The organism is Streptomyces sp. NPDC029956 (assembly GCF_055574655.1).
The window spans coordinates 52,539-77,728 of the sequence record NZ_JBVHZJ010000012.1 but is presented as its reverse complement, the minus strand read 5'-3'; the positions used below and the strand labels follow the sequence as shown (position 1 = coordinate 77,728).

Genomic DNA, 25,190 nt, shown 5'->3' with positions numbered 1-25,190 from the left:
GGTCACGTCCCGGAGGGGGAGGCTGCGGAATTGGGGGGGTTTCCTCTTCTCGGGGTCTCTTCTGTTCCCCGCACGGGAACCCGGGGGCCGGGGTGACGCCGGGGGCTCCGGCGTCACCCGGCGGGGCAACGGTGCGGCGTCACTTCGCCAGGAAGGCGAGCAGGGCGGTGTTGACCTCGTCGGCGTGGGTCCACAGCAGGCCGTGCGGGGCGCCCTCGATCTCGACGTAGTCGGCCGACGGGAGCGCCTTGTGGAAGGGGCGCGCGGTGCCCTCGGCCGGAAGGATGCGGTCGGCGGTGCCGTGCAGGATCAGGGCGGGCACGTCGACGGCGGGGATGTCGGCGCGGAAGTCGGTGTACCAGGTCGACGGCGCGGCGGACGCGGCGAAGGAGCCGCCGCGGGCCGCGGTGTTCCAACTGTTGCGGACCGCTTCCTCGCTGATGCGGGTGCCCAGGTTCTCGTCGAGGTTGTAGAAGTCGTTGAAGAAGGCGGTGTAGTAGGCGTAGCGGTCGGCCTTGACGGCGGCGACGACGCCGTCGAAGAACTCCTTCGGGGCGACGCCGGCCGGGTTGTCGTCGCTCTTGAGCAGGCAGGGCTCCAGGGAGGCCAGGAAGGCGACCTTGGCGACGCGGGCGGAGCCGTACGTGGACACGTAGCGGGCAACTTCTCCGGTGCCCATGGAGAAACCGACCAGGACGGCGTCCTTCAGGTCGAGGGTCTCCAGCACGGTGTTCAGGTCGGCCGCGAAGGTGTCGTAGTCGTAGCCGATGGTCGGCTGGGAGGACTGCCCGAAACCGCGGCGGTCGTACGTGATCACGCGGTAGCCGGCATCGAGCAGCGCGGCCCTCTGGCGCTCCCAGGAGTGGCCGTCGAGCGGAAAGCCGTGGATGAGGACGACCGGCTGCCCGGCACCCTGGTCCTCGAAGTACAGCTCGATGGGGTTGGTGTTCTCCTGGCCCACGGTGATGTGCGGCATGGGGATGCTTCCTCGATTCGGGTCGGCTGGTCCGCGCGTCGAAGCGGCGCGGTATGCCCTCACGCTAGGACCGGGACGGCGCCTCCTGTTGCCGTGCGGCGCACCACTGCTGGCACGGGGGCGCAGAGGTCACTCAGCCGCCGGTGGCTGTTCCGGCGTCGCCCTCCGCCAGCACGATCCGGGCCAGGTGGACCCTCGAGCGCACCGAGAGCTTGCGGAAGATCGACGCCAGATGGGTGTTGACCGTGTGCGGGGAGACCACGAGGGCCTCTGCGGCCGACCGGTTGGTGTGACCCGCGGCGATCAGCCGGGCCACCTTGCGTTCCGAGGCCGTGAGCGCTTCCCAGCCCTGGCCGAGGCGCGGCCGACGGCCTCCGGAGCGTCGGCCGGTGCGGCTTGTGGCCCGTTCCAGATCGGCCTGGACCCGGTCTGCCTCGGCGTCGGCCCCCGCCTGGGCGTAGATGTCGTGCGCCCTGGTCAGGGTGGGTGTCGCAGCGGCGTCGCCTGCCGCAAGAAGAGCGCGCCCGAGGTCGGCGGATGCGGCGGCGAGGGTCAGCGGCCGGGGGCCGGTGAGGAGGATGCGGACCGACAGCTCCAGGAGTCCGTGGTCGGCGTTCACCAGACCGGCCGCGTGGGCGGCCGTCCCCCGGGCGGTCGGCACGGAAGGGTTGCGGGTGGCGTGTTCGGCAGCCTGGGCCGCGAGGTCCTCGGCCAGGTTCCGGTCCCCGCCGCGCAGGGCGATCCGCACGGCCTGGACGACGTGGGGGCGTAGCAGCCGCCACCGGAGGAAAGGGTGGTCACGCTGCACGGATCGGACCAGTTCGGCTGCTGCCGCGTGGTCGCCGTCGGCGTCGGCCACGACGGCCTCGAAGTACTGGTGCGTAGCGTGGTTGCCGGTATTCGGCCGCTCGGCCACGGTCGCCCGCACGACGTCCAGGTGTTCCCGCGCGGCTTCGCGGTCGCCGCGCAGCATCGCGAGGAGGCCGCGGTTGACGCGGATGTTGACCAGGTTGCCGGGGACGTGGAGGTCCGCTTCGAGACGCTCGGCGGTGACGAAGTCGGCGTCCGCGTCGTCGAGCCGGCCGAGACCCATGTTCAGGGTTCCCTGGGCCCAGATCAGCATGGCGGGACGCAGTGGATCGTCGCCCGCCGTCCGGAGCAGTCGTCGTACGGTGTCGAAGTCGTCCGTGTGGATCCGGGCCACGGCCTCCTCGGGGAGGAAGGCCGTGTCGAACACGCTCAGCGCCGAGTGGTGTTCGACGGCGACGGCGCAGTCGCCGGCGTTGAGGGCGATCTCGCCGAGGCCCCACAGCGCGAGGACGCGCGCCTCCCGGTCACCGGCCCGCTCCGCCTCGGCGAGCGCCCGCTCGCCGGTCTCGCGCGCGGCCCCGAGGTCGCGTCCGCGAGACCGGGCCATGGCCAGCCGGGCGGTCAGCCGGGCGCGGATCACCGGGTCCGTGACAGCTGCCAGCGCCGCCGTCGAGCGGCGGGTCAGCTCGTGGACGTCGTCGAGGTGCCACAGCGTGTCGCCGAGTACGGACTGCAGACGTGCGAAGACGTCCAGGGGCGGCTGCCGGGCGAGCAGCGTGTCACCGGTGTCCCGCGCCCGGGTGTACCGGCCCGCGCGGGTCAGCGCGACGATCGCCCGTTCTCCCACGTCGAACATCATGGGCGCATGCGGCGGTACGAGTTCCAGGGCCCGTGTGGCCAGGTCGGCGGCGAGGTCGGGCATCACGGCGATCACGTCCGTGGCGGCCGTCCCGAGCAGTCTGATCGCCTCCTGGTCGCCGGGTTCGGCGCTCTTCAGCAGATGCGGGACCGCGTCGACGGAGCTCCGGCCTGCCGCGACGAGCCGGCTCGCGGCCTCCCGGTGCAGCGCCCGGCGTACGGAGGGGCTGAGGTCGGCGTACACCGCCTGGCGGAGCAGGTCGTGGCGGAACAGGAGGCGTTCGCCCTCGTCGTGGAGGAGCTCGGCGGAGATCGCCTCGTCCAGTTCGGCGCTGAGTCCGGAAGCGGGCCGGCCGCACAAGGCCGCGGCGTCGGCGAGCGTGAACGCGTGGCCGAGAACAGAGCCGATGCGCAGGAAGTGGAGGGTGTCCGGCCGGAGGGTGGCCAGCCGGTCGCGTACGCCGAGGACCAGCCGCTCCGGCGGTTCCGGCCCGTCCGCGCCCGACGCCGCGATACCCCTGAGCATCTCGGATGCGAGGAAGGGGTTACCTCCCGCCCCGTCGAGGAGCTGCGCGACCTGCTCCGGTACGTCCCCGCCGAGGACGTCCCGTGCCAGCTCGGCCAGAGCCGTGTCGGAAAGCGGCCGGAGGGGGAAGGTCGTCGTCCGCGGCCCCTGCCCGTGCAGTTCCGGATCGTTCCTACCCGTGAGCAGCCAGAGGACCGGGGAGCTGAGCAACCGTGCCGGCATGACGCTCAGGGCGAACCGGCTCAGCGGATCGGCCCATTGAACGTCGTCGACCGCGATCAGTACGGGCGTGCCCGCCGCGCGTTCCTCGATCAGCTGGGCCAGCCGTTCGACGAGCCAGATGCGCTGGTCGTGGTGGCCCGCGAGGTCCGCGAAGTCCGTGCTGGACAGCAGCGGCGGGTCACCGTGCAGGAGGCCCGAGGCCAGTGAGGCGAGCGGTGCCAGCTCGTGCAGTTCCTCGGCGCGTCCATGGCTGACGACGAATCCGTGAGCCCGTGCGATCGAGACGGTCTCCTGCAGCAGTACGGTCTTCCCGATCCCGGGCTCGCCCCGGAGCAGCGCGATCGCTCCACCCTCGCCGTCGCGCACCGCCTCGACCAGGGCGCGCAGCCGCTCCAGCTCGGCTGCGCGGCCCCGAAGCCCGGGCCGGCTCAGCCCCGCGCTCCCGGGCGTCGCGACGCCTCCTCCCTCAGGCCGGTCGGGGATCATCCCTTGACCGATCCGGCGAGCAGTCCCCTTGCGAAGTGCCGCCGGAGGGCGATGAAGACGAGCAGGGGGACGAACGCCGCCACGAAGGCTCCTGCGGTGAGCCGCTGCCATTCGTTGCCGTACGTCCCGGCCAGGCTCGCCAGTCTGACCGTCATCGGCGCGGTCTCGGCCGTTCCGCCCGACAGCGTCAGTGCCACGAGGAGGTCGTTCCACACCCAGATGAACTGGATGATGGCGAAGGTGACCAGGGCCGGGCGGGCCAGGGGCAGCACGATCCGGAGCAGCAGCGTCCCGTGCGAGGCGCCGTCGACGCGGGCGGCCTCGATCAGGTCCCGGGGCAGCCCTGCCAGGAAGTTGTGCAGGAGGAACACCGCGAGCGGCAGCGCGAAAACAGTGTGGGCGAACCAGACGTGGCCGAACCGCGCGGGACCGGTGAGGTTCCACGCGGGCAGGAACAGCCAGCCCTGGGAGAACAGTTTCAGGAGGGGGACGAGCGCCATCTGGAGCGGCACGACCTGGAGCGCGAAGATGCCGACGACGAGCGCGTCCCGCCCCCTGAAGTCGATCCACGCCAGGGCGTACGCCGCGAAGAACGCCAGCACGAGCGGGAAAAGCACCGAGGGAAGGGTGATGACGACGGAGTTGATGAAGTACTCCGCGAGCCGCCCCGACCCGTTCCCGCCGCCGGACAGCACCTCGCCGTAGTTGTCGAGCGTGAGGTGCGGCGTACCGAACACGGTCCACCAGCCCGTCGTCTTGATCTCCTCCTCGGGGCGGAACGAGGAGAGCAGCAGACCGAGGGTCGGTGTCGTCCAGAGGACCGCGATCACCACGGCGATCGACGTGAAGGTGCGGGAGGCCAGACGCTCCCGGACGCCGTTCACGCTGCCCTCCGCTGTGCCCGGACCTGGTGGGCGACGAAGGGGGTGACGAGGACGAAGAGGAGCACGGCGAGTGCCGCACCGCGGCCCGTCTCGCCGTAGCGGAAGGCCTGGTCGTACATCTCGTGGGCGATGACGCCCGTGCCGAACTGTCCGCCGGTCATGGTCTTGACGATGTCGAAGGCCTTGAAGGTGCCGATCGCCTGGGCCAGGACCACGACGAGCAGAGTGGGTCTGATCGACGGCATGGTGATCCGCCAGAAGATCTGCCGGGGGGACGCGCCGTCAAGTCGGGCCGCCTCGGTCAGCTCTCCGGGAACGGCCCTGATCGCGCCGGCCAGCACGAGCGCCGCGAAGCCCGCCTGTGTCCACACCATCACCACGATGAGGAACAGGACGTTCCAGGGAGAGTCCACGAGCCATTGCCTCGGTTCGCCGCCGAACACGACGACGAGCTGGTTCAGCAGTCCGATCTGCCCGGTCTCCGCGGGACGGTAGGCGTAGACGAACTTCCAGACGACACCCGCGCCGACGAAGGAGGTCGCCATCGGCATCAGGAGGAGGGACAGCGCGAACGTTCTGAACCGCGACCGTACGACGGCCGCCGCGTAGAGCAGACCGACCGGGGTCGCCAGCAACGGCACGAGCACCACCCACACCAGGGTGTTGCGCAGCGCGTCCAGCGCCCGGTGGTCGGTGAACATCCACACGTAGTTGTCGAAGCCGGCCCACGCGTCTCCCCCGCTGTCGGTGAACGACAGCACCAGGGTGCGCAGACCGGGAAGGAGAAGACCGACCGTGAGCAGCAGCAGCGCGGGGGTCAGCAGGATCAGGGCCGCGGCCCTCCTCCGTTCCGGCCCCCGGTGCAGCGCCAGCAGGATCAGGGAGACCACCGCCGCGAAGGTGGCGACGCCCTGGAGCAGGTACAGCAGCTTGGGCTGCTGGGCGACGACGTCGAACAACATCAGTGGCTCGACCAGGACCGTTCGATGGAGCCGGCCACCTGCCGGGTGTTCGCACCGCCGATCCAATCGACGGCTCCCTTCCAGAACGTCCCGGCGCCGACCGACGCGGGCATCAGGTCCGAACCGTCGAACCTGAACTGTGTCCTGGGATCCTGGAGCAGCTGGATCGAGAGCCTGTCGACAGGTGTCGCGGCGTTCGCCGGATCCACGCCCCTGTTCGCCGAGACGAACGGGCCCTTCTTCATACGCGCGTTCGCGAAGTCCGCGGAGGCCAGATACTCCTGGAAGGCCCGCACTTCGGGACGGTCGGCGAACGCCGCGGTGAACACCCCACCACCCAGTACGGGCCGGCCGGCCGGGTCGGCCCCCGGCAGGAGGAAGGCGTAGACGTCCTTGTCCGGTCCGATCTCGGTGCCCTCAGGCCACAGACCGGCATAGAACGAGGCCTGGCGGTGCATCGCGCAGTCGCCGGAGAGAATCGGTGTGCCGGCCTCCTGGAAGGAGATCGACGCCATCGACCGGGCCGGGCCGAAACCGCCGTTGGCGTATCGGTCGTTCCTGAGAATCGACCCCACGGTGTCCATGGCCTTGATCACACGCGGATCGTCGAACGGGATCTTGTGGGCGACCCACTGGTCGTAGACGTCCGTGCCCTGCTGGCGCAGCAGGACGTCCTCGATCCAGTCCGTCACGGGCCAGCCGGTCGCCTCGGCGGACTCGATGCCCGCGCACCACGGCTTGACACCCGACGCCGCGACCTTGTCCGTCACGGCCATCAGCTCGGACCAGGTGCGAGGAACGCTCAGCCCTCTGTCGCGGAAGAACTTCGGCGAGTACCAGACGAACGACTTCACGTTCGCGACAAGCGGCGTGCCGTAGAGGGTGCCGTCCACGGTCGCGTAGCTGTTCCAGTCAGCCGACCAGCCCTGCTTCGCGAGGGCCACGACCCCGGCACTCGCGGGCTTGAGCCTCCCCGCCCGCGCAAAGCGTTCCAGGAGCCCGGGCTGAGGGAAGAACGCCACATCCGGCGCACTCCCGCCGTCGAACCGGAGCTGGATCTGGGCCTCGAACTCCCCGTCGCCCTCGTACTGGACGTCGATTCCCGTGCAGTCCGCGAAGTCCGCCCAGGTCTCTTCGAACAGGTCGGCCTCCCGGTCCCGGTTCTCCGCGTAGACGGTGACCTCGGTGCCGGGGTGCCCGCCGTACCTGGCGTACGGCCTACAGTCCACGGCGGTGTGCGACTGCGAACCACTGCCCTGCGGAACACCGCAGGCGGTGGCAAGGGCGGCGAGGACGATGCCGGCGAGCGCGAGCCTCGCGCCGAACCTCATGGGTGTAGCTCCTCCGATCGCCCGCCGAAGGGTCCTCAGGGGCGATCAGAAGCTACCAGCGCTCGAACAATATCGACTAATCGTTCTAACCAGAACGATCGGGTCAGTGGGCGGTGGACCGGGCCGCGTCCTGTATCAGCTCCGCCACGGCCTTGGGCTGGGCGAGCATGACCAGATGGGAGGAGTCGACCTCGACGGTGGTCATGCCAGCACGCTCGTACCCGTAGCGCTCCACATCGGGGTTGATCGTGCGGTCGGAGGAGGCGACCATGCCCCACGAGGGCTTGGCCTTCCACGCCGCGACAGGCGCCGCCTCCGAGAAGGCACGTGCGGCCAGGGGGCGCTGGGAGACGGCGAGCACCGCGGCGAGGTCGGGGTCGACGTCCGCCGCGAAGAGGGCGGGGAACTTCTCGATCTCCACCGAGACGTCGGTGCCGGTCTCGGTGGAGCCGGCCACCGGGAACGGGGTGTAGACGAGCGCGTCGGCGAGACCGGAGTCGGGGAAGCGGCCCTGCAGCTCGCCCAGGCTCTCGCCCTCCTCCAGTGCGTATCCCGCGAGGTACACCAGTGCGCGGACGTTGTCCTCCACGCCGGCGAGGGTGATGACGGCACCGCCGTAGGAGTGCCCGACCAGGATCACGGGGCCTTCGACGGCGCGGATCACCGAGGCGATGTACGCGGCGTCGTCGACGAGGCTGCGGTTGGGCACGGCCGGGGCCAGCACTTCCATGCCGGCGGCTGTCAGTTCGGGGATGACGCGGGCGAAGCTGGAGGCGTCGGCGAAAGCGCCGTGGACGAGGACGACGGTGGGGCGGGCGTGTCGGGGCATGGGGGAACTCCTCAGTGCGTGATGGGGGATGCGGGAGGCGGATGTGTGGTGTTCGTGTGGTGCTTCACAGGCCGAAGCGGGCGCGCCTCGCCTCGGGCACCAGGTCGGCGTAGTCGGGGTGCTTGCCGATCCAGCCCCGGATGAAGGGGCAGTACGGCAGGACACGCAGCCCTCGGGCCCGAGCGTCGTCGAGGACCCTGCGGGCGAGCAGCCCGCCCAGGCCACGGCCGGTGAACCGACTGCCGATCTCGGTGTGGATGAAGGCGATCTCGCCCTCGGAGAGGTGGTACTCGGCGAAGCCCGCGGTCTCGGTTCCGTCGTCGCCGGCGAGGATCTCATACCGGGACTTGTCGGGCCGGTCCGTCACCTGCGGTTCCATGGGTGCTCCTGTGCGGTCGGGGTGTGACGGGGTGGGTGGGTGCGGTCAGAGCGTGCGGCGCACGCCCGCCTGGCGTTCCAGGTTGCGGAGCTGGACGGACAGGTCGCCTTCCACGGCGAGGTGGGCGGGGCCGCTGCGGCCGATGGGCAGGACCTGCTCGCTGCGCATGTCCTCGAGCATCAGGGCGAACGCCGTGTACATCGCGACGACCGCCACCAGCAGGCCGAGCACCCCGGACGTGCGCGTCAGCCATTCGGCGCCGGTGACGCCCGCGAGGCCGGTGGCCGCCCAGCGGGGCAGGGAGACCGCGAGGACGAGCCACAGTGCCCGCTTGGGCCCGGTCACGGCGGTCATCAGCGCGCCGAAGCAGAGGAGTGCCAGGTTGAAGACGCCGAGGACCCTCAGGCCGTCGGCCGCGCCGCTGAGCATGATCAGCGAGTAGGGCAGCCAGCTGCCGGCGAACACCGCCATCAGGGTCGCCGCGATCACGTCACGGGCGCCGAAGGCCAGGAAACTGACCAGGAGTTGGAGGACGAAGGCCGGCAGCACGGTGAGGGCGACGGCGGTCCGGGCCTCCTCGCCGAGGATCCCGAGCTGGAGGCAGCCCGTCATCACGGACGCGATGGCGATCGTGAAGAAGCCGAGCGGCATGGGTGAGGCTATCGGGCGCAGGTTGATCCGGGTCATCGACCGGAGGTCCGGCTCGAAACGGCGTCCCGGGGGGACGTCCGGCGGGGTGGCCCGGGCGTCGTCGCCGCTGTCGGCGGTGGGTGAGGCGGTACTCATCGTGTGGATCTCTCTCAGTGCTCGAAGCAGGGGTCGACGAACGACGGCTGTGTGTCGGGGACGGAGCCGCGGGCGACGCGCCACCGGCGGTGCTGCTCGGACTCGGCGACGGCCTCGGCCACGAGCGAGGCCTGACGGGCACCGCTCTGGTAGCCGCCGAAGTGAGCCACGGGGCTCCACTCGGGGCTCACCGGCGGGACGGACTCGTCGAGGCCCTCGTACTCGGCGGTCGCGTAGACGATGCGGCCGCCGACGACGGTGAGGACGGACTCGATGTCGGGGATGACGTCCTCGGGCACGGTGAGGTAGTCGTCGGACAGGATCGCGAGGTCGCCGTACGACCCTTCTCGCAGGGTTCCCTTGACGTCCTGTTCGCCGGTGAGCTCCGCCCCGCCCCGGGTGTAGAGGCCGAGGGCGGTCTCCCGGTCGAGGAGGTTCCCCGCCGGATAGAGCGCGGTGCCGCCGACGGTGCGCCCGGTGACCAGCCAGTGGAGTGCGACCCACGGGTTGTACGAGGAGACGCGGGTGGCGTCCGTACCGGCGGCCACCGTGAGGCCCCGGTCGAGCATGGCCCGGACCGGCGGGGTGTGGGCGGCGGCCTCGGCGCCGTAGCGGTCGCGGAAGGCGGTGCCCTGGAAGGACATGCGGTTCTGCACGGACACGGCGCCGCCGAGGGCCGCGATTCGGTCCAGGCTGTCGGCCGAGACCGTCTCCGCGTGGTCGAAGAGCCAGCGGTTGCCGCCGGGGAAGAGCCCTTCGGCCGCGAGCTTCTCGAAGACGGCCAGGTCACGGCGGATGGTCTCGTCGTAGGTCGCGTGGAGCCGGAAGCCCCAGCCGTTCTCAAGGAGAAGCCGTACGGCGCTCTCGAACTCGGTCTCGTACCCTGCGGCGAGCTCGGGCCGGGGCTCGGAGAAGTTCTCGAAGTCGGCGGCGGCCCAGGTCAGATTCTCTCCCGCGCCGTTGAGGCGGAGCCACTCGTCCCCGTCCCCGGGCTTGACCATCTCGGTCCAGCGCTTCAGGTCGGCGAGTTCCTGCCCGGCCGTCTGGGGGAAGAGGTGGTAGGCGATCCGGAGGGTCAGCTCCCCCGACCTGGCGAGGTCCACGACGGTGGCGTAGTTGTCGGGGAAGTTCTGGAAGCCGCCGGCGGCGTCGACCGCGGACGTCAGGCCGAAGCGGTTCAACTCGCGCAGGAAGTGGCGCGTCGACGTCCGCTTGTCGGCCTCGTCGAGGGCCGGCGCCTTGGCCAGAGTGGAGTACAGGATGAGCGCGCTCGGAGCGGCGAGGAGGACGCCGTTGGGTTCGCCGTCCCGGCCCCGGACGATCTGCCCGCCCCGGGGGTCGGGGGTCTCCCGGGTGAACCCGGCCGCCTTGACCGCGGCACGGTTCATCAGCGCCGACTGGTAGAGGTGCAGGACGAAGACCGGGGTGTCGGGGGCGGCGGCGTTCAGCTCCGCGACGGTCGGCATCCTGCGCTCGGCGAACTGCTCGGCGGTCCAGCCGCCCACCACCCGGATCCACTGCCCCTTCGGGGTGCGGCCGGCCTGCTCGCGCAGCATCGCGAGGGCGTGTCGAAGGCTTCGTACGCCGTCCCAGCGCAGCTCCAGGACATAGTTCAGGCCGCCCCGGATGACATGCAGGTGCGAGTCGTTGAGGCCGGGGATCGCCCGGCGGCCGAGGGCGTCGACGACCTTCGTGCCCGGCCCGACGAGGTGGGCGAGGTCGTGGTCGTCGCCGAGGGCCGCGACCCTGCCGTCGCGGATCGCGACGGCACGGGCCTCGGGTCGGTCGGCGTCACCGGTGAAGACCTTGGCGTTGCGGACGAGGAGGTCGGCGTGCTCGTGCTCCCGACGCGGAACGGGGACGAGGCCCACCACCGGCATGCTCGTCGACGGCCCGGTCATGCGAGGGCCTTGCGCAGGATGTCGGTGGCGATACCGATGGCGAGCTCCGCGCCCCGCGTCTCGCGCAGCGCGTTCAGCATGACGAAGTCGTGGATGACGCCCTGGACGCGCAGGGCGGTGACGGGGACTCCGGCGGCGCGGAGCTTCGCCGCGTACGCCTCGCCCTCATCGCGCAGGACGTCGGCCTCGGCGGTGATGACCAGGGCCGGCGGCAGGCCGCTGAGCTGCTCGGCGGTGGCGCGCAGCGGGGAGGCGGTGATCTGGGCGCGCTCGGCCTCTTCGGTCGTGTACTGGTCCCAGAACCACTTCATGGCGTCGCGGCGCAGGAAGTAGCCCTCGGCGAAGGCGTGGTACGAGTCGGTGTCGAAGCTCGCGTCGGTCACCGGGTAGAAGAGGACCTGCTGGACGAGCGTGACGTCGCCGCGCTGCTTGGCCATGAGGGTGAGGGCGGCGGTCATGTTGCCGCCGACCGAGTCGCCCGCGACGGCGATCCGGGTGCCGTCGAGGTCCTTGTGGTGTCCCTCGCGGGCGACCCACTGGGCGACGCTGTAGTTCTGCTCGATGGCGACGGGGTAGCGGGCCTCGGGCGAGAGGTCGTACTCGGGGAAGACGACGGCCGCTCCGCTGCCGACGGCGAGTTCGCGGACGAGCCGGTCGTGGGTGTGGGCGTTGCCGAAGACCCAGCCGGCGCCGTGGATGTAGAGGATGACGGGGAGGGGGCCGGTGGCGCCGTGCGGGCGGACGATGCGGGCGCGGACGTCACCGGTCGGGCCGCCGTGGACGGTGACCCATTCCTCGTCGACGGCGGGCAGGGGGACGCCTTCGCCACTCTGGACGTCGTCCACGGCCTTGCGGCCGTCCGCGACGGGGATCTGGTACAGGAACGGCGGCTGGGCGGTGGCGTCGGCGAAGGCCTGGGCGGCGGGTTCGAGGATCGGGCGGTTCATAAGGGGTTCTCCTTCTGGGGATGTACCGGAGGACGCAGGCCGGGGGCTCAGCGGGTCGCCCGTACGGCGTCGAGGATCACGTCGGTGACCACGGCCGGACGGGAGACGGCCACGGCGTGCGACGCGTCCACTTCGGTGATGTGCGAGCCGGCGCGCCGGGCCATCCACCGTTCGGCGGCCGGCGGGATGTTCTTGTCGGCGGTGGCGATCAGCGCCCAGGACGGGATCGTCTTGAGGCACGGTGGGAGCACTCGCCGCCGACCGTGTCGGCCTCGACGACGACGGCGGTCAGCGCGGACCGGACGAGCCGGTCGGCGACGACTTCGCCACCCGGCCCGCCGCCGACCACGACGACGTCGTAGGTGTCCATCAGCCGCGCACCAGAGGGGTGTCCACGAGGTGCTCGGCGAGGAACCACACCTGCGCCTCGCCGGTGCGGATGACATCGGAGACGAGCAGGTCGGCGCTGCCCTCGTCGCCCTCCCCGGCGAGCCGGGCGGCGGCGTCCCGGGCGTCGATCAGGATCCGCTCGTGCGCGTCGAGGAGCCGCGACAGCATGACGGGAACCGGCTCCACGCCGTCCGGCGGCCGGGGGATCGACGTCAGCTCCGCGACGTGACGCGGGTCTCCGACCGCGACGCCGCCGAGGCTCTGGACCCGCTCGGCCAGCGCGTCCACGATGGCCAGTTGGGCCTCCGCGTGCTTGTCCAGCATCAGGTGGAGCGAGTAGAAGGTCGCCCCGCGCATGAGCCAGTGGTGCTTCTTGTAGAGGGAGTACAGGATCTGCGTGTCGGCGAGTACGCGGTTCAGCCGCTGGCAGGCGTACATGCGAGTGTCGTGACCGAGGCCGATCGGCAACTGCTTGAGCGTGCCGAACGCCTGGGTCTCGGCGCCCTTCTGGTGCAGCAGCGGCTGTCCGCCGCCGTGCGGGGTCGTGAGGGTGTCCATCGAGTGCTCCTGTTCGGGAGAGAAGGTGGGAAGGGTCCGGCCGCCCGGTCCGGGGGGGTACGCGGGCGGCCGGACCCGGTCTGCGCGGCTCGCGCTCAGCGCTCGGCGATCGCCGGGGCGGCGGTCCGGTGCAGGACGAGCCGGGTGAGGAGTCCACTGCCGAGACCGGCCGCGAGCGCGAGGGCCGCCCACCACAGCGGGTACGGCGTGAGGCCGAGGGCCGCGTCGAGGGACCAGGCGCCGGGTCCGGTGGCGGCGAGGGCGGCGGCGGTGCCGATGAGGACGAGCGGGTACTCGTACCCGTCGTTCTGCACCCAGAGCCCGTGGCGCCACTTCACGGTGAGGGCGACCGTCATGACCCCGATGACCCCGGTCGCGGCGAGCGGGGTCAGGAGGCCGGCCGCTAGCAGCAGGCCCGACCCGATCTGGCCACCGCCCGCCGCCAGGGCGGTGAGGGCGCCGCCGCGGAAACCGTCGGCACGGAACTCCTCCGTGCCGCCCTCAAGTCCCCTGCCGCCCAGGTGCGAGCTGATCTTCTGCACACCGTGGCCCGCGACGAGCAGGCCCACCAGCAGACGCAGGATCAGAATGCCGGTGTCCAAGGAGCTCAGCCGGCCGCGTGCGCGCCGATGACGCTCTGCGCGTACACGACGCCCAGGCCGTACGCGCCCGCGTGGGCCTTGACGATCTCCATGACCGCGCCGTAGGTCTCCTGGCGGGCCCAGTCGCGCTGCAGCTCCAGGAGGACCTGGACCCAAGTCACCGGGACAGCGCCGGCGGCGATCATTCGCTGGAGAGCGTGCTCGTGGGCGGCGGGGCTGACACCACCGGAGGCATCGGAGACCACGTACACCTCGTAACCCTGCTCAAGCGCCGAGAGCGCGGGCAGAACCAGGCAGACCTCGGTCCACAGACCCGACAGGATGATCTTCTTGCGCCCGGTGGCCTTGACCGCCTCCACGAGCGCCTCGTCCTCCCAGGCGTTCATCGTCGTACGGTCGATGACCTCGTGCTTGGGGAACACCTCGGCGAGCTGAGGCAGCAGGGGCCCGGAGAACGACTCGGCGGCGACCGTGGTCAGGACGGCCGGCACATCGAACGCCTGAGCGGCCTTGGCGAGACCCACGGTGCTGTTGATGATCGCGGCACGGTCGCCGCTGCCCGTGCCGAAGAACATCTGCGGCTGGTGGTCCACGAAGAGCATGACCGCGTTGTCGGGCGTGAGCAGGTCCTTGCTCGGGGCGGCCTGCACCTTGGTGATGTCGAACATGAGCGGTCCTCTCGAAGCAATCGGTACGTGCCCGTCGCGTCCGCGACTCGGCACTTCTTCAAGCTACGAGCGACCCGACCGACCGCGTTGACCTCCGGCGCCCAGGGGTTGGCACGACAGCGCACAACCGGTCAAGGACGAGATCCGCGAGGTGTCACGGGCGCGAACGTGCAAGGTCGCGACGCCGGCACACTCGCCCCGAGACCCCTCCGAAACGACGCGTAGCCACACCCCAACCCCACAAAGGGCCGCCCTCACCAGCGGAAACGCTGCCAGGAAGGACGCCTCCTACCGCAACCCGCGCAGGTCAGCACGGTGAGGGCGCGGACTTCAAGAAGGTCTCCCCGGGTTAGTACTCCAGCCGTAGATCGTGATCTTCATGGCTGGGCGGCTGCTTGCCGTCGGTAGTGGCAGTCGCGGGCGCGGGCCTGGTGTCGGCGTCACCAGTGTGACCAGCGGAGTCGGCGCGCGAGGTCGTGGGCCCGCTGGTCAGGGTGGTGAACAGGCGTTGGATCTCGTTGCAGGTCAAGGGGATCAGGTCGTCGGGGGCGGGGTGATCGCGGCGTTCGGCGGCTGCGGTGACGGCGAGGAAGGCGTGGGCGAGCATCGCGAGGGTGACCCAGCGGTGCCAGGAGGTCCAGCGGCGGACCTGGTGCTCGTCCAGCCCCGCCAGGCCCTTGCCGGCCTGGAAGGTCTCCTCCACCGTCCAGCGCCGTCCGGCCACCCGCACCAGGTCGGACAGCGGGACGGAGTGGGGTGAGAAGCAGCGGTAGAAGGCGAGTTCGCCGCTTCTCCGGTTGCGGCGGACCAGCAGCCACCAGTGCCCGGGCCGGTCGGCGAGGCCGTGGATGTCGGCCTGGGCCCAGTCGTCGTACCGCTCGCCCTTGGCGCCGGCTCCGGCCGAGCGCCGCTGCCAGGCCCGTTTCGGGCCACGTCGGCGTCCCACTTCGCGCGGTGCAGCAGGTGCTGCATTCCGTCCGGGGTGGAGTCGCCCGCGTGCTCGGCCAGCGTCCAGCAGTTCTTCCTTGGCAGCTCCGCCAGCAGGCCCAGCACCAACGCCGTTGCGTGGCGGCGTGGTTCGACCCGCGCGAACCGGCCCGCGATACGGCCCGTCAGCTGGTCGAACATCGACCGCCACCGGGCAGGCACTACGCTGTGACCTGCGGCCACCGCCTGATCTTCGTTGGTCGACACAACTCTCGATGATCAACGGTGGCCGCAGCCGTCTCCGCACCGGCCCCGACCAGCAGGATCACGACCTACGGCTGGAGTACTAGTCGGCCTGCAGGACGAAGAACAGGAAGCACAGGAAGCGCGGCTTGGCCGCGATGGCCTCGGGGAACATCTCGCGGGCGGCGGGATCAGGCTCCGGCTCGCTGATGACCGTAATCCGGAAACCGGCCCCGATGAAAGCCTCGATCATCGCGTGCAGCGGCCTGTTCCACCTGCTCACCAGGGCGCTATGGCCGCCAATGGTCCACTCCACGGTCCATTTGGTGGTGTCGAAGTAGTTGTGCTCGGCCTCGCGACCGGCCTCGCGGTGTATGAGGTTGATGGCAAAGGGATGGTCGACAGATGCGATCAGCCGACCGCCGGGCCTGAGTACGCGTCGCAGCTCGGCCAGCGCCGGCCCCCAGTCCTCCAGATAGTGCAGCACCAGGGACGCCGTTACATCGTCGAACGTGTCATCAGCGTAAGGAAGCGGGCTGCCCAGGTCCGCCACCTGCAGCTCCGCATCGTCGCCGAGCCGCCGCCGAGCCAGCTCCAGCATCCCGGCACTCGTGTCGAAGCCACTCACAACGGCGCCACGGTCGCGCAGCGCGGCAAACAGGGCCCCCGAGCCGCAGCCGACGTCGAGAATCCGTCGGCCGGCCACGTCTCCAGCCAGGGCCAGCATCGCGGGCCGCTCGTAGTAGGCATTGACCAGGTTGGTTTCGTTTGCGGCCGCGTACGCCTCGGCGAAGCTGTTGTAGTCGTTGGTCTTCGACGGTTCCGCACTCACTGTGGACGGCGAGACCAGCTTGGTGGAGATCGCGTGCTCTTGGCGCTCACTTGAGATCATGGTGCGGGAGACGTGTGCTGCACCAGTTCAGTTCCGGGCCGCTCCCGACGGCCCTCACATCCTTCGAGATCCAACGAGCCGTTCGTTCCCGAGTTCGTCCAGCACCTCCCGGTGCAGCCGACGCCACGGGCCGGCCTCGGTCCATACCGACCTGCACCGAGATCCAACGCCTGTTCACCACCCTGACCAGCCGGGCCCACGACCTCGCGCACCGACTCCGCTGGTCGCACTGGCGACGCCGACACCAGGCCCGCGCCCGCGACTGCCACTACCGACGGCAAGCAGCCGCCCAGCCATGAAGATCACGTTCTACGGCTGGAGTATTGGCCGGTGCTGCCCATAGCGCCGCCGCAAGGCAACGCCTGCCGCGGCGCCGACGGAACGAAGAGACACAGGGATCGCCCTCACCCGGATACGGGTCTGGTCTGGTCTGGCTGGTCTGGTCTGGGCCGGCGATGCCCCGGCCGCCAAGGACCAAGCACGCCGTTCCCCGATCGGTCTGCCGCTGAGCGTTCCGTCTCCGCGGGCAGGACCAGACAGCGCCCCCGGTCGCCGTGGTGATAGTGGCGCCCTAGCGTTGGAAGTAGACCTGGCTCGGACCCGGCCGACAAGTGGGGCCCGTGCCCGGCGTCCGATCGAGATCCCACGTCGGCAGGAGGGCCTGTGGCCGTTTGCAGGCCGCACAGGCGCCGCACACACATCACCGGTGTTCGCGCTGGTGGGACGGGAGACCGAGATGGCTCAGTCGTCCTGGAGTGAGTACCGGCCGGGGCAGCGGTTCCCGGGGGTGATCGGTCGGACAACGGATGAGTCGAGTCCTGCGTGGCCGCAGCCGGTGCGGGCGGTGGCGGGTGCGCCGAACGTGCTGTTCATCGTGTTCGACGACACGGGGTTCGGGCAGTTCGGCTGTTACGGGAGTCCGATCGAGACACCGAATCTGGACGCGCTGGCCGCGGGCGGGCTGCTGTACAGCAACATGCACACCACGTCACTGTGCTCGCCGTCGCGCTCCTGCATCATCACGGGTCGCAACCACCACGCCAACGGCATGGCGGCGATCACGGAGCTGGCAACCGGGTACCCGGGCTACGACGGGCAGATCCCGTTCGAGAACGGGTTCCTGTCGGAGATTCTCCTGCAGCACGGCTACAACACGTACATGGTCGGCAAGTGGCACCTGACGCAATCGGAGCAGGAGTCGGCCGCGGGCCCCTACGACCGGTGGCCGCTGGGGCGGGGGTTCGAACGGTTCTACGGGTTCCTGGGCGGGGACACGAGCCAGTGGTATCCGGACCTGGTGTACGACAACCACCAGGTCGAGCCGCCCGCTACGCCGGAGGAGGGCTACCACCTGACGGAGGACTTGGTCGAGCGGGCGATGTCGTTCATCGCCGACGCCAAGCAGGTCGCCCCGGACAAGCCGTTCTTCCTGAACCTGTGTACCGGCGCGGCACACGCCCCGCACCATGTGCCGAAGGAGTGGGCGGACCGCTACCGGGGCCGGTTCGACGACGGATGGGACGCCTACCGCGAGCGTACCTTCGCCCGGCAGAAGGAGCTCGGTGTGGTGCCGGCGGACGCGCAACTGTCCCCGCACGATCCGGACGTCCCCGCCTGGGAGTCGCTCACGCCCGACGCGCGGCGCCTGGCCGCGCGGATGATGGAGGTCTACGCCGGGTTCCTCTCCCACACCGACCACCACCTCGGGCGGCTGCTGGACTTCCTCAAGGAGACCGGCGAGTTCGACAACACACTGATCATGGTGGTCTCCGACAACGGTGCGAGCCCCGAGGGTGGCGTCACCGGGACCACCAACGAGCTGCAGGCCTTCAACAACGCGCCCGAGACGCTGGAGGAGAGCCTGGCGCGGATCGATGAGATCGGCGGCCCGGCCACGTTCAACCACTACCCGTGGGGGTGGACATGGGCAGGGAACACCCCGTTCAGGCGGTGGAAGCGGGAGACCTACCGAGGTGGCGTCAGCGACCCCTTCCTCGTCCACTGGCCGGAAGGCATCCGGGCCCGCGGTGAGGTCCGCGACCAGTTCGCGCACATCATCGACATGGTGCCCACCGTCCTGGACGTGCTCGGCGTCGACGCGCCCGCGACCATCCGGGGTGTCACCCAGTCACCCCTGCACGGGGTCAGCTTCGCGCACACCTTCGACAACGCCACCGCGCCGACCCGACACCGCACCCAGTACTACGAGATGTTCGGGCACCGGGCGATCGACCACGACGGATGGCGAGCGGTCTGCCCCTGGCCCGGCCCCAACTTCGCCGAGGCCGGGCGTCCGTTCGGCGCCCCGATCACCATGGCGGACCTCGACGACCTCGACGCCCATCACTGGGAGTTGTACCGCGTCGACGGAGACATCGCCGAAACCCGGAACCTCGCTCAGGAGCACCGCAGCAAACTCATCGAGATGGTCGCCCTGTGGTACATGGAGGCCGGCAAGTACAACGTGATGCCGATCGACGGCAGTGCCTTCGACCGTCTGATGACCGAACGCCCGCAGATCACCGAGAACCGGACCAGCTACACCCTCCGCCCCGGCACCCAGGTACTCCCCGCCGCGGTCGCCCCCCGGGTCCTCAACCGCCCGCACAGCGTCACCGCGGACGTGGAGATCCCGCCCGGCGGCGCTGAGGGCGTCCTGATCAGCCAGGGCACCAACGCCGGCGGCTGGTCCCTCTACGTCAAGGACGGCCACCTCCACTACGTCCACAACTACGTCCAACGAACCCTGCACCACGTCTCCTCCAGCGAAACCGTGCCCGAGGGGCGGCACGCGCTGCGCTTCGAATTCGAGCCCACAGGCGTCCCCGACATCGCCCACGGCAAGGGAGCGCCCGGCTGCGCCCAGCTCTACATCGACGGCCGCCTGGTCGGCGAGATCGACATGCCGGTCACCACCCCGGTCACGTTCAATCCGGGCGGCATGGCCTGTGGCGTCAACCCCGGTTCTGCCGTCACCCCCGCATATCGGGCGCCGTTCCGCTTCACCGGCACTCTCCACAGCGTCACCGTCGACCTGTCCGGCGACCTCATCGTCGACGCCAAGAGCGAGATGCGCATGCACATGGCCCGTCAGTAGGCAGGCCGCCCCGCAGGCTTGCCGATCACCACCCGGGGATCGATCTGTTGCTGCCCGCCTGGGATGAGTCACGTTGCGGGGCCTCCGCGAGGTTCGACATCCTGCGATGACGGCTGCCTTGTCCTGCGGGGCCCTTTGGCGAACGGCAAGTGGGCCGTGAAGCCTTCGGCTGCGTAGCGGCGGTTGCTGTCGGCTCAATCGAGGGTGGCGAGATGGTCGGCGTCGCCGCCGCGCCACTCGATGAGGAAGATGGTCGCGTCGTCGCTGGTGACGCCGCCTCGTCCCTGTTTCAGGGCGTGAGAGAGCGTGCGCACCACCGACCGCACCGCCGTGCGGTCACGGACGGCCCGGTTGGTCAACGCAATGAGCTGCTCCTCACCGAACTCTTCCCCACCGGGTTGATGCTCTTCGATCAGGCCGTCGGTGAAACACAACAGCCGGTCCCCGGGCTGCAACGTCCGCTCGCTGACCACCGGCTCCTCACCACCGAAGCCGACCGGCAACGTGGTGGGGCTCTCCAACCGGTCCACCACGGCGCGGCCGCGGATCAGCAGCGGTGCCGGGTGGCCGGCATTGACCCACTGCAGTCGACCCGTGACGACGTTCAGACACATCATCTGGGCGGTGACGAAGTGGTCGTGGCCGAACTGCTCGTTGATGGCCCTGTCCATGAACGCATACACCTGGGACAGGCTGGTGTTGGCCCGTCGCGTGTGGCGGTAGGCGCCGATGGCGACCGTCGCCATGGTGGCCGCGTCCAGGCCGTGGCCCATCGCGTCGATCATGGCCACATGGAGGATGTCGCCGTTGAGGGCGTAGTCGAAACTGTCGCCGGCCACGGTGTACGCGGGCTCCAGGATTCCGGCCACCTCGACCTGCGGAACAGTCATCGACAGCGGAGGCAGCAGCGACCACTGGATCTCCGCGGCCACGTTCATGGGGGCGCGGCGTCGGGTCTGGAAGAACAGGTCGGTGTAGGCGTCCTTGGTCACGATCATGTCCGCGACCAGCCCGGCGAGTCTGCGCAGCAACCGCCGGTCGTCGTCATCGACGCTGTCCAGGGTGACGGCCATCGACCCGACCTGGTCACTGCCGTCCAGCAGCGGCAGATACATACGCACACTTCCGTCCTGCGGTACCTCCACCGTCCTGCGGCTCAGGAACGCCTCCCCGGCGGGGGACCCCTCGACCGGTTCGGGGTCCCCGACCAGCAACCCCCGTCCCGGCAACGGCACCAGCAGCATCTGCTCGTAGTCCTGCAAGAGGATCGAGACGTCCCGGCCGCCGACCCTGGCCACCTCTTCCGCAACGAGCGGGGCGATCAACTGCGGCGGCATCTCGTGAGCCCGGTCCAGCAGCAGACCCAGCAACCGCTCACCGAACCCCTCCGACCGGTCCACCCCGAACTTGCCCGGCACTCGCCCGCCTTCGGACATCGCTGCTTGCAACCCTTCATACCGCGGCATGGGAATTCAGTGGACGGTCGGTGCTCTGGAGCCGGGACGAATCGCGGCACCCGGGATGACGATCCACTCGAGAAGACGTTCGCTCGCCTCATCCGCAAGGCTCCCGACACGGCAGTGATCAACCCATACAGCCTGACACCGCCGACCGGCCCAACACCCGATTACGCCATGGGCGGCATGTCACACCCAGTCAGAACGACCGGCATACATACGCGCCTGCTCAAGCGAGTCCTCCTCCCACAACCGGCCGACCCTGCGTGACCGACCACAGAAGTCGAGCCAGAACCGTCTCTCGTGAACAGTTGGCTGGGCGGGCTCTGCGGCGCGGCCGAAGTGAAGCTGGCGGTCTACGCGACACGGCCCCTTCGAAGCTCAATCGTGGACGGCATCCTCCCACAGCCAGGATCGGCCGGTCAGGACCTGGTGCGGCTGCTTCTCGCCCTCGAGTCCGGCTGCACCATCGCTCGATACGTGCTGGTATGGAGCGGTAGGCCTGCCCGGGCATGGTCGTGCCCGGTAGTCGGGTCTTGATCCGGTCACTCATCCGCAGGAGGAGAGGCACATGACCTCCGACCCCGACTCGGGCGCGGAATCTGGGCAAGAATCGGTGGTCATCGCCAGCTTCGACGGACACCGGGACGCCGAACGCATGCTGGCATCACTCGGGCGGGGTTTCCGCAAGAAGGCCCGCAGGGACGGAACGACTGCTGTCGTCATCAGAGCCAACACCGACGGGTCACTGAAGCTAACACAGTCTCGCGTGACGGCAGCCAACGACCTCACTTACACCCTGATGTCCGTCACGCTCGCATGGACGGTCGGACTCATGGGAATCCGGTCGATGTTGAAAGGGGCCAAGGGCGAGGCCCATGCCGCGCACGTACGTCAAGGACACCTGCGGGCGGATGCACACGAAGCCCACGAGATCCTCGCCGAAGCCGGACCCCACGCGGTGATCACGCTGGTCCGCTGCAAGGATCGAGACACGCGGCAACTGGTCGTCGCGGCCGTCGCCGACCGTGCAAGACGAAGCTGGGACGGATCGCTCGCAGATTTTCTCGCCGCCCTCGATCCCGGAAGCACTCACGACTGGGTACGCACTGCCCTCGGCGAGCCCACCACGAACCGCTAAGGCTTGCATCGCAAGCGCGCGGCACCACGGGTGCGAGCAGCCACGATCGCCCGGACCAGCTCCTCACCGCGAAAGAACACTCCTGCCGCCACCGGCTCCAGCGCGTTGCGCAACCGCCGGGCGTCGGTCGGTCATCGTGTGATGCTCCTTGGCTGGCTGGCAGGATGCTCCTTCGCGGTGACTCGCGCAGCGCCCTCAGCCATCCGTGGTTCGCTCCGTTCACGCGATGCCGGGCGGGGCGGTGTGATGCCACTCCAGTGCGGCAATTCGACCTCGCTGGGTCGCCAGGTCTTGTCGAAGAAGGGATGCCGCCTCGGCCATCGAGGAAACGATCCTCTCCTCACGGTCGACCAGGCCGCCGCGCAGCGGAGGGTGCGGCTTCGCCGTCAGTACCGGATCTACGATCTTGCCCGCCGGTTGCACCTGTGGGTCGTCCTGGACGAATCAGCCCTGCGACGTGTCGTCGGCAGCCGGGAGATCATGAGCGGGCAACTGGAGCCCTGCACGCGCTCAGCACCGAGCCACACATCATCGTGCAAGTCCTTTCCCACAGCACGGGCGCTCACCCAGGCCTGTCGGGACAGTTCTCCGTCCTGGAGTTCCCCGACACCTCGAGGCAGTGGTGTACCTGAAGAAGTTCACCAGCGGCCCCTGCCTGGACAAGCCGTCCGACGTGCAGCAGTACAGCGTGACGCACGCCCACCTGTGCGCCCGGGCCCTCAGCCCGGAGCGCAACCGGCACCTCATCACCGATGCCGTCAAGGTCTCCACGTCATGAACACCTGAGGGCGACGCCCCAGTCGGCCCCGCACCCGCCGGAAGTGGTGCGCCACGCCCACTGTGCGGGATTCCTGCTTTAACCCGGTCAGCCGTACATCCGTATCCACATCGAGGGTCGACTTTATGGACAGATGTACGGAACCAGTTCGTGCGAGCCGACCGAGCCCCACTGGTCCAGTGATGTTCGGGCTCAAAGAAGGCGAACGGCAGCATATTTTCACCCCGCCCCGTTAGATCGAATGTGTTTATATCAATCCCCCCCTCCCCGCTCCTACTTGGCGTTGGTGCGTGGATTTTCCTGCGTAATATGCAGCGACAGCTAGAAGGCATCCCGAGTGATCGGTAGAGCCCGGTATGCCATGGCCCCCCACAGAAATTGGCCTCTTGATGAAGCTGCACATTCCTCGAAGGACTCAGCGCCGCCTTCTGTCCGGCGGATTGGCCTCGGCTCTCGCCGCAACGGTTGCCGGCGTCATGGTCGCCGTGACGTCGACACAGGCACTGGCCATCGCAACGGCCGTGCCTCTGGGCACGACAGCCAGCTATTCCGTTCTGGCGGGTCAGGGAGTCACCAACACCGGCAACTCGGTGCTCGACCACGACCTCGGGACGCACCCGAACGGGTCCATCACCGGATTCCCCCCCGGCCTCGTGCTCGGCGCGGTGCACCCCGCGGACGACCAGGCCCGCCAGGCCAAGATCGATCTGATCGTGGCGTACAACAACGCGGCCGGCCAATTGACGGGCCAGGCACCGGACTTCCCGCTCGCAGCAGGAATCGGCGGGGGGCAGGAACTGCTTCCTGGCGTCCACAGGGCCACGTCCGGTGTCGGCCTCACCGGCGATCTGATCCTGAACGCAGGCGGAAACCCCAACGCGGTCTGGGTGTTCCAGATCCCTGAAGCCCTGACGACGGCCTCCAACAGCCGCATCCTGCTCACGAACGGCGCCTCGCCGTGCAACGTGTACTGGCAGATCGGAAGCTCGGCGACGCTCGGCACCACCTCCACCTTCGTCGGCACCATCATGGCCCTGACGTCGATCTTCGTGAACCAGGGAGCCAGCGTCGAGGGCCGGGCCCTGGCCCGTAACGGCGAGGTGACGCTCAACAACAACCGGATCTTCCTCGGCGGGTGCGCCACCGGTGGAACGACGACCGGCACGACGACCGGGACGACCACCGGAACGACCACCGGGGCGACCGCAGGAACGACGACCGGCACCACGACCGGGGCGACGACGGGCACGACACTGGGTCTGATCGGCGGCAGTCTGATCGGCGGGCCGAGCGTCGGCCTCGTGAGCGGCGGCACCTCGGGGAACATCTCCGGCAACACCTCCGGGAACACCACGGGCAACACCGCCGGGAACACCACGGGCGGGAACACCTCGGGCATCACCGCCGGGAACACGACCGGCGGGGCCGTCACCGGCGGGCACAGCGGCAAGCCGGACCACGGCGGACCGCACCATGGCGGGCCGGAGCAGGGCGGGCCGGACCACGCCGGGCCGGGCCACGGGGACCACGAGGGACCGGGCAAGCCGGGCCACGGCCACGACGGCCACGGCGAGCAGCCGGACGGACACTTCGGCTACGGCAACAAGCCCGCGGGCCACGAGGGCTAGGCAGCAGCCTGCACGAAGGCCTGTTCATCAGATGACGGCGCGCGGCGGAATCCTCACCGAATCCGCCGTGCGCCGTGCGCCGTGCGCCGTCGGTGAGAGTCGCGGCGACCTAGGCGCGATCAACACATACGAGAAAGCCAGGGTGGGCGGTGTCGAGAGGAATTGATTCAGCGACCGTGAAGGAACCTCAGCAGTTCGATTCCGATCCGGTCTCCCCGCCACGTCATGACGGAGGGGGCGCGCCGGACAGGTCGCCCATGAGTGTCCGTGCCCTGAAGGCGGGGCTGTACACGGCCGTGATCCTGTGCCTGATGACGACCTTGGTCCATGTCGTCATGGTGTTCCTGCACGTGGCTCCCTCCAACCCCGTGTCGAAGCGGTACAGCACGCAGGTCAATGGCTGGGTCTACCCCCTCTTCGAACAGAACTGGCGGCTCTTCGCCCCGGACCCCGACTCCTTCAACCGGCAAGTCCTGGCGAGGACCGCGCACACCGACTCCAACGGATCGGTACGGGTGAGCCCCTGGTTCGATCTCGCCGCCGTCGACAATTCTGCGGTCGAGCACAATGCGTTTCCGAGCCACACGGCGCAGAACCTTGTGCGTCGCGCATGGAGCTCCTACGTCGAAACACATGGAGGAAGCGACACGGCGCGCTCGGACCGGGCCGTGATGCTGCAGAAGTATCTGAGCAACATCGCCGCGGACCGCGTCGCCGCCCACAACGACGGCGGCACCTTCGATTTCATTCAGCTCCGGGTGATCACGCTACCCATCGCCCCGCCCGGCACAGCCGGGAACAGCCCGCCGGTGCCCACCGAGAACCGGCTTCTGCCCTGGTGGAAGGTGACCCCTCGTGGGAACTGAGCAGACTCCCCAACTCCCCCCGACAGCCTCCGCACCACCTCGCCCG

General features: G+C 69.6%; 21 protein-coding genes and 3 pseudogenes. 7 read left to right on the top strand and 17 right to left on the bottom strand.

Going from position 1 to position 25,190, the window contains the following annotated elements; genetic code table 11:
* Positions 1 to 139: 139 nt before the first annotated feature.
* From ACZ4XX_RS12350 to ACZ4XX_RS12275, 16 genes and pseudogenes are all read right to left on the bottom strand, one after another.
* Positions 140 to 976: an alpha/beta fold hydrolase gene (locus tag ACZ4XX_RS12350; protein ID WP_468507864.1), complete on the bottom strand. Its 837-nt coding sequence runs from the start codon at positions 974 to 976 to the stop codon at positions 140 to 142.
* Between the two features lie 133 nt (positions 977 to 1,109).
* On the bottom strand, positions 1,110 to 3,878 hold the full coding sequence (locus tag ACZ4XX_RS12345) for a helix-turn-helix transcriptional regulator (RefSeq protein ID WP_468507863.1): 2,769 nt from the start codon (positions 3,876 to 3,878) through the stop codon (positions 1,110 to 1,112).
* Positions 3,875 to 4,762, bottom strand: a complete 888-nt coding sequence (locus ACZ4XX_RS12340) for a carbohydrate ABC transporter permease (RefSeq protein ID WP_468507862.1) — start codon at positions 4,760 to 4,762, stop codon at positions 3,875 to 3,877. The genes ACZ4XX_RS12345 and ACZ4XX_RS12340 overlap by 4 nt, the downstream gene beginning before the upstream one ends.
* Entirely contained in the window at positions 4,759 to 5,724 is a 966-nt protein-coding gene (locus ACZ4XX_RS12335) for a carbohydrate ABC transporter permease (RefSeq protein WP_468507861.1), read from the bottom strand. Before ACZ4XX_RS12335 ends, ACZ4XX_RS12340 begins: the two co-directional genes overlap by 4 nt.
* Entirely contained in the window at positions 5,724 to 7,055 is a 1,332-nt protein-coding gene (locus tag ACZ4XX_RS12330) for an ABC transporter substrate-binding protein (RefSeq protein WP_468507860.1), read from the bottom strand. Before ACZ4XX_RS12330 ends, ACZ4XX_RS12335 begins: the two co-directional genes overlap by 1 nt.
* 103 nt (positions 7,056 to 7,158) lie before the next feature.
* Positions 7,159 to 7,884, bottom strand: coding sequence for an alpha/beta fold hydrolase (locus ACZ4XX_RS12325; protein WP_468507859.1), 726 nt, complete (start codon positions 7,882 to 7,884; stop codon positions 7,159 to 7,161).
* A gap of 64 nt (positions 7,885 to 7,948) precedes the next feature.
* A complete protein-coding gene (locus ACZ4XX_RS12320; protein WP_468507858.1) occupies positions 7,949 to 8,263 on the bottom strand; it encodes a GNAT family N-acetyltransferase in 315 nt (104 codons plus the stop codon).
* A 45-nt stretch (positions 8,264 to 8,308) separates the two neighbouring features.
* Positions 8,309 to 9,049 carry a GPR1/FUN34/YaaH family transporter gene (locus tag ACZ4XX_RS12315; protein ID WP_468507857.1) on the bottom strand — a complete coding sequence of 247 codons (741 nt, stop codon included), beginning with the start codon at positions 9,047 to 9,049 and terminating at the stop codon, positions 8,309 to 8,311.
* A 14-nt stretch (positions 9,050 to 9,063) separates the two neighbouring features.
* A complete protein-coding gene (locus ACZ4XX_RS12310; RefSeq protein ID WP_468507856.1) occupies positions 9,064 to 10,950 on the bottom strand; it encodes an amidohydrolase in 1,887 nt (628 codons plus the stop codon).
* A complete protein-coding gene (locus ACZ4XX_RS12305) occupies positions 10,947 to 11,897 on the bottom strand; it encodes an alpha/beta hydrolase (protein ID WP_468507855.1) in 951 nt (316 codons plus the stop codon). The genes ACZ4XX_RS12310 and ACZ4XX_RS12305 overlap by 4 nt, the downstream gene beginning before the upstream one ends.
* Positions 11,898 to 11,944: 47 nt before the next feature.
* The gene (locus tag ACZ4XX_RS12300) at positions 11,945 to 12,343 is read right to left on the bottom strand and encodes an alpha/beta fold hydrolase (protein WP_468507854.1); all 399 of its coding nucleotides are present in this window, start codon (positions 12,341 to 12,343) and stop codon (positions 11,945 to 11,947) included.
* The gene (locus tag ACZ4XX_RS12295; protein ID WP_468507853.1) at positions 12,267 to 12,845 is read right to left on the bottom strand and encodes a Dps family protein; all 579 of its coding nucleotides are present in this window, start codon (positions 12,843 to 12,845) and stop codon (positions 12,267 to 12,269) included. Before ACZ4XX_RS12295 ends, ACZ4XX_RS12300 begins: the two co-directional genes overlap by 77 nt.
* A 95-nt stretch (positions 12,846 to 12,940) precedes the next feature.
* Positions 12,941 to 13,447 (bottom strand): DoxX family membrane protein, encoded by a 507-nt coding sequence (locus ACZ4XX_RS12290; protein WP_468507852.1) that lies wholly within the window; start codon positions 13,445 to 13,447, stop codon positions 12,941 to 12,943.
* A gap of 5 nt (positions 13,448 to 13,452) precedes the next feature.
* The gene (locus ACZ4XX_RS12285) at positions 13,453 to 14,115 is read right to left on the bottom strand and encodes a hydrolase (RefSeq protein ID WP_468507851.1); all 663 of its coding nucleotides are present in this window, start codon (positions 14,113 to 14,115) and stop codon (positions 13,453 to 13,455) included.
* A 377-nt stretch (positions 14,116 to 14,492) separates the two neighbouring features.
* A pseudogene (locus tag ACZ4XX_RS12280) lies at positions 14,493 to 15,243 on the bottom strand (transposase family protein).
* Positions 15,244 to 15,388: 145 nt separating this feature from the next.
* Complete coding sequence (locus tag ACZ4XX_RS12275) at positions 15,389 to 16,177, bottom strand: class I SAM-dependent methyltransferase (RefSeq protein ID WP_468507850.1); 789 nt, start codon at positions 16,175 to 16,177, stop codon at positions 15,389 to 15,391.
* A 149-nt stretch (positions 16,178 to 16,326) separates the two neighbouring features.
* Here ACZ4XX_RS12275 and ACZ4XX_RS12270 point away from each other — a divergent pair.
* Together ACZ4XX_RS12270 and ACZ4XX_RS12265 are read left to right on the top strand one after the other, a co-directional pair.
* A pseudogene (locus tag ACZ4XX_RS12270) lies at positions 16,327 to 16,476 on the top strand (IS701 family transposase); the annotation flags it as partial.
* Between the two features lie 563 nt (positions 16,477 to 17,039).
* Positions 17,040 to 19,274, top strand: coding sequence for an arylsulfatase (locus ACZ4XX_RS12265; protein WP_468507849.1), 2,235 nt, complete (start codon positions 17,040 to 17,042; stop codon positions 19,272 to 19,274).
* A 194-nt stretch (positions 19,275 to 19,468) separates the two neighbouring features.
* On the opposite strand, the gene ACZ4XX_RS12260 is transcribed toward ACZ4XX_RS12265, so the two are convergent.
* The gene (locus ACZ4XX_RS12260) at positions 19,469 to 20,710 is read right to left on the bottom strand and encodes a PP2C family protein-serine/threonine phosphatase (protein ID WP_468507957.1); all 1,242 of its coding nucleotides are present in this window, start codon (positions 20,708 to 20,710) and stop codon (positions 19,469 to 19,471) included.
* Between the two features lie 592 nt (positions 20,711 to 21,302).
* Between ACZ4XX_RS12260 and ACZ4XX_RS12255 the strand changes: the two genes are divergently transcribed.
* The 5 genes and pseudogenes from ACZ4XX_RS12255 to ACZ4XX_RS12235 all read left to right on the top strand — a co-directional run bounded on the left by ACZ4XX_RS12255 (position 21,303) and on the right by ACZ4XX_RS12235 (position 25,144).
* The gene (locus tag ACZ4XX_RS12255; protein ID WP_468507848.1) at positions 21,303 to 21,872 is read left to right on the top strand and encodes a hypothetical protein; all 570 of its coding nucleotides are present in this window, start codon (positions 21,303 to 21,305) and stop codon (positions 21,870 to 21,872) included.
* Between the two features lie 141 nt (positions 21,873 to 22,013).
* Positions 22,014 to 22,310, top strand: a pseudogene (locus ACZ4XX_RS12250) (hypothetical protein); the annotation flags it as partial.
* A gap of 181 nt (positions 22,311 to 22,491) precedes the next feature.
* Positions 22,492 to 22,650, top strand: coding sequence for a Scr1 family TA system antitoxin-like transcriptional regulator (locus tag ACZ4XX_RS12245; RefSeq protein WP_468507847.1), 159 nt, complete (start codon positions 22,492 to 22,494; stop codon positions 22,648 to 22,650).
* A gap of 476 nt (positions 22,651 to 23,126) precedes the next feature.
* A complete protein-coding gene (locus tag ACZ4XX_RS12240) occupies positions 23,127 to 24,278 on the top strand; it encodes an ice-binding family protein (protein WP_468507846.1) in 1,152 nt (383 codons plus the stop codon).
* Between the two features lie 257 nt (positions 24,279 to 24,535).
* Positions 24,536 to 25,144, top strand: a complete 609-nt coding sequence (locus ACZ4XX_RS12235) for a DUF5819 family protein (protein WP_468507956.1) — start codon at positions 24,536 to 24,538, stop codon at positions 25,142 to 25,144.
* Positions 25,145 to 25,190 lie beyond the last annotated feature (46 nt).